Source organism: Arthrobacter sp. Y3225116 (assembly GCF_059091245.1).
On sequence record NZ_JBNHGL010000217.1, the window covers coordinates 1 to 4785 of the forward strand.

3 protein-coding genes are annotated in these 4785 nt (G+C 69.6%); all 3 read right to left on the reverse strand.

Annotated elements, in window-relative coordinates; genetic code table 11:
- Positions 1-1706: DEAD/DEAH box helicase (locus AC5RV2_RS14675; protein WP_494092940.1), on the reverse strand; the 1706-nt coding region annotated here is incomplete at its 3' end.
- A 416-nt stretch (positions 1707-2122) separates the two neighbouring features.
- Entirely contained in the window at positions 2123-2632 is a 510-nt protein-coding gene (locus AC5RV2_RS14680) for a PadR family transcriptional regulator (protein WP_494092938.1), read from the reverse strand.
- 14 nt (positions 2633-2646) lie between these two features.
- Complete coding sequence (locus tag AC5RV2_RS14685) at positions 2647-4671, reverse strand: FAD-dependent oxidoreductase (protein ID WP_494092939.1); 2025 nt, start codon at positions 4669-4671, stop codon at positions 2647-2649.
- Positions 4672-4785: the final 114 nt, after the last annotated feature.

A 4785-nucleotide genomic window follows, 5' to 3' on the forward strand; every position in this document is an offset into this window, starting at 1 on the left:
TCGTCGCGGTCCCGGCGCGGCTTGCGGCCGCCATCCAGCTCCAGGTGGATCAGCTCGCCGCCGATGCGGGTCTTGGACAGCGCGCGCAGCTGGTCCTTGCTCAGGTCCGCGGGCAGCTCGACCAGCGAGTGGTCCGAGCGGATATCGATGCCGCCGATCTGCGCGGCGGACAGGCCGCCCTCGTTGGCGATGGCGCCGACGATCGACCCGGGCATCACGCGGTTCCGGCGCCCCACGGCAATCCGGTAGGTCGCGTTGCCCTCGGTCAGGGTGCGGGACGGGCCGCGCGAATTCATGGCGTCGCGTCCGCCGCCGGCACGCTCGCGCTGGCCCTTCGGTGCCTCGGGCAGGTCCTGGACCAGCAGCGGGCGTCCGCCCTGGGCCATGACGGCCAGCGCGGCCGCGATCTCGGCGGCCGGGACGTCGTGCTCGGTCTCGTAGTTCGCAATCAGGTCGCGGAACATCGAGACGTCCTCGGAAGCCAGCGTCTCGGTGATCTGCTCCGCGAACTTGCTCATGCGCAGGTTGTTGATGGTCTCGGCCGAAGGCAGGTGCATCTGCTCGACGGGCTGGCGCGTGGCCTTCTCGATCGCCCGCAGCAGGTACTTCTCGCGCGGGGTCATGAACAGGATGGCGTCGCCCGAGCGGCCCGCACGGCCGGTGCGGCCGATGCGGTGCACGTAGGACTCGGTGTCGTGCGGGATGTCGTAGTTGACCACGAGGGTGATGCGCTCGACGTCGAGCCCGCGGGCGGCGACGTCCGTGGCGACCAGGATGTCGATCTTGCCGTCGCGCAGGGCCTCGACGGTGCGCTCACGCTGCTGCTGCGGGATGTCGCCGTTGATGGCGGCGGCCCGGTAGCCGCGGGACTTCAGCTTGTCGGCCAGGTCCTCGGTAGCCATCTTGGTGCGCACGAAGGCGATGACGCCGTCGAAATCTTCGGCTTCCAGGATCCGGGTCATGGCATCCAGCTTGTGCGGGCCCATGACCTGCAGGTAGCGCTGGCGGGTGTTGGTGCCCGTGGTGGTCTTGGCCTTGACCGTGATCTCGGCCGGGTCCTTCAGGTACTTCTTCGCGATCCGGCGGATGGCGGTCGGCATGGTCGCCGAGAACAGGGCAACCTGCTTGCTTTCCGGGGTCTTGGAGAGGATCTGGTCGACCTCTTCGGCGAAGCCCATGCGCAGCATCTCGTCGGCCTCGTCCAGCACCAGGTACTGGAGTTCGGACAGGTCCAGCGAACCCTTTTCGATGTGGTCGATCACGCGGCCGGGGGTACCGACAACCACCTGGGCGCCGCGGCGCAGGCCGGCCAGCTGGGGCCCGTACGCGGAGCCGCCGTAGACGGGCAGCACGGTGAAGTCGTCCATGTGGGCGGCGTAGGAGGAAAAGGCCTCGGCCACCTGCAGGGCCAGCTCGCGGGTGGGGGCCAGCACCAGGATCTGCGTGTTCTTGGTCGGCGGCAGCTCGGCCATCCGGGAGAGGGCGGGAACCGCGAACGCCGCGGTCTTGCCCGTGCCGGTCTGCGCGAGGCCGACGACGTCGCGGCCTTCGAGCAGGACGGGAATGGTGGCGGCCTGGATGGGCGAGGGCTTCTCGTAGCCGACGTCGGTCAGTGCGGCCAGGACACGGCCGTCGAGGCCGAAGTCGGTGAAGAGTACGGTGTTCTCGTCTTCGACGGCCGGGGCGCCGTCGGTGTTTTCGGGCAGGGTGTTAACAGTGTTTTCGGACACGGGGCAGTTCCTCGTATTCAGCTGGGGACCGGTGGCCGCGGCACATCGATGTCCGCGGTCCTCTGACTCAAAGCCCGGCGCTATTACAATCCCGTGGCAGGGCTTTCCGCCGCTTCGCTGGCCACCCGCAAGCTGCGGAGAGACCTGGCGGCGTTTTCTTTAGCCGGCGCTCCCAAACATGAAACTGCCCGCCGCATAGAGGCGGGCCCACACACAATCAGACGCTTCGACAAGACCGTAAACGGCATTATCGCGCAGAACTAAGGGAATACCGACAGTGGGGGATGTATCCAGTGTACGGCACGCTCCGGCTGGCCGGGGACAGGGAGCACGACGGCGGGCGGTGACCTTTGGCACAGCGGCCACCCGGCGCCGTGTGCCGGTTCGTGTTCCTACTCCCCCTGCAGGGTCTGCTCGGCCCACTCGATCCAGGCCTGCTCGAACATGATGCCCGCCTGCAGCACGGCCCGCTGCAGCCGGTTTGCGTCGGTCCAGGTGCCCCGCTGTTCGAGCTGGCGGTAGGCCTCCAGCTGCGCGCGGTGCAGGGCCAGATGCCGCTCGATTTCGCCGTGGATCGGGACGTCTCCGAGCACCGAGGAGGCGCGGAGGCGGATCATCAGCTCCTCCCGGACGGGGCGCGGGTTCTGCTGTTCGTCGGTCCAGCGCCGCAGTTCCTCCCGGCCGACAGCAAGGACCTGGTACTCCTTGGCGCGCCCGCGGCTGGAGTCGCGGCCCGTTGATTCGACCAGGCCGTTCTGTTCCAACTTGGCGAGCTCGCGGTAGATCTGCTGGTGCGTCGCCGGCCAGAAGAAGCCGAACGACTTGTCGAACCGGCGGGCCAGTTCCGCCCCGGACCCGGGCCGCTCCAGCAGGGCGGTGAGGATGGCGTGCGGCAAGGACATGACAGCTCGCTCCGTTACAGCGCCGCGGCTAGCCGGGTGGCCTGGTTGATGGCGCGTTTGGCGTCGAGTTCGGCTGCCACGTCGGCTCCGCCGACCAAATGGACCGGCAGCCCCGCCGCTTCCAGCGCATCCTGCAGCTCCCGCTGCGGCTCCTGGCCGGTGCAGAGCACCACGTTGTCGACGGCGAGCACCGTGTCGGCGCCGTCGACGGTCAGGTGCAGTCCGTCGTCGTCGATCCTGCGGTAGGTCACGGCCGGGATCATCTGCACCCCGCGGCTCTTGAGCTCGGCCCGGTGGATCCACCCGGTCGTCTTGCCCAGTCCGGCGCCGAGCTTGGATTCCTTGCGCTGCAGCAGGTAGACGCTGCGGGCCGGGCGTTCGGGCCGGGGAGCGGCCAGTCCGCCGCGCGCCGCCGGGTCGTCGTCGACCCCCCAGTGCTCGCGGAACCGGCCCGGATCCAGGGTGGCGCTGGGGCCGGCCTGGGTGATGTACGCGCTGACGTCGAAGCCGATGCCGCCGGCGCCCAGCACCGCCACCGTGTCACCCAGCTGCCGGTGGTCGCGCAGCACGTCCAGATAGCCGAGCACGCTCGGGTGGTCCACGCCGTCCAGGTCCGGAAGCCGGGGCACCACGCCGGTCGCGAGGACGACCTCGTCAAACCCGCCTTCGGCCAGGGCCGCCGCGGTGGCCCGGGTCTTCAGCCGCACCTCGACGCCGAGCAGCTCCAGCTGGCGGCTGAAGTAGCGGATGGTCTCGTGGAACTCTTCCTTGCCCGGGATCTGCTTGGCCAGGTTGAACTGGCCGCCGATGCCGTCCGCCGCTTCGAAGAGGGTGACGCGGTGCCCGCGCCTGGCCGCGGTGACCGCACAGGCCAGCCCGGCCGGCCCCGCCCCGACCACGGCCAGCGATTTGGGCGCGGCGGCGGGCGCGATCAGCAGTTCTGTCTCGTGGCAGGCCTGCGGATTGACCAGACAGGAGGTGGTCTTGCCGACGAAGGTGTGGTCCAGGCAGGCCTGGTTGCAGGCGATGCAGGTGTTGATTTCGTCCGCCCGTCCGCGCGAGGCCTTGAGCACGAACGCCGGGTCGGCGAGCAGCGGGCGGGCCATGGACACCATGTCGGCGTATCCGTCGGCCAGCAGCTGCTCGGCGGTATCCGGGTTGTTGATCCTGTTGGTGGTTACCAACGGAATTCCGACGGCGCCCATCAGCCGGCGGGTGACCCAGGAAAAGCCGGCACGCGGGACCGAGGTGGCGATGGTCGGCACGCGGGATTCGTGCCAGCCGATGCCGGTATTGATGATGGTGGCCCCCGCCGCCTCGACTCCGCGGGCCAGTTCGGCGACTTCCTCGAAGGTGGAGCCGCCTTCCACCAAGTCCAGCATGGAAAGCCGGTAGATGATGATGAAATCCTCCCCCACCCGCTCGCGGGTCCGGCGGACAACCTCCAGCGGGAAGCGGATCCGGTTCCGGTAGCTGCCGCCCCAGCCGTCCGTCCGCCGGTTGGTGCGGGCTGCGATGAACTCGTTGATCAGGTATCCCTCGGACCCCATGATTTCGACGCCGTCGTATCCCGCTTCGCGGGCCAGCGCGGCCGAGTTCGCGAAGTCCTCGATGGTCTGCCCGATCTCCGCTTCGCTGAGCCCGCGGGGCGTAAACGGGCTGATCGGGGCCTGCAGCGGGCTGGGCGCCACCGGCTCGGGATGCGCGGCGTAACGTCCGGCGTGCAGCAGCTGCAGCGCTATCCGCCCTCCGGCGGCGTGGACAGCGCCGGTGACGATCGTGTGGCGGGCGGCCTCCTCCGCCGTCGTCATCATGGCGCCGCCGGGCTGCAGCCTGCCGGCCGCGTTGGGGGCGAAGCCGCCGGTCACGATCAGTCCGACGCCGCCGCGCGCGCGTTCGGCGTAGAAGGCCGCCATGCGCTCGAAGCCGCCGGGCAGCTCCTCCAGCCCGACGTGCATGGACCCCATCAGCACCCGGTTGGGCAGGACCGTGAAGCCGAGGTCCAGCGGTTCGAACAGCTTCGGGTAGGCCACGGCCACGATGCACTCCTTTGCACAACAAGTTGCATAAAGACTACGGCGCGGGGGCGCAGCGGACAACCGGGGGGCGCGCCGGACAACCGGCGGCGGGAAGGAGCCAGGCACCGCCGGGCG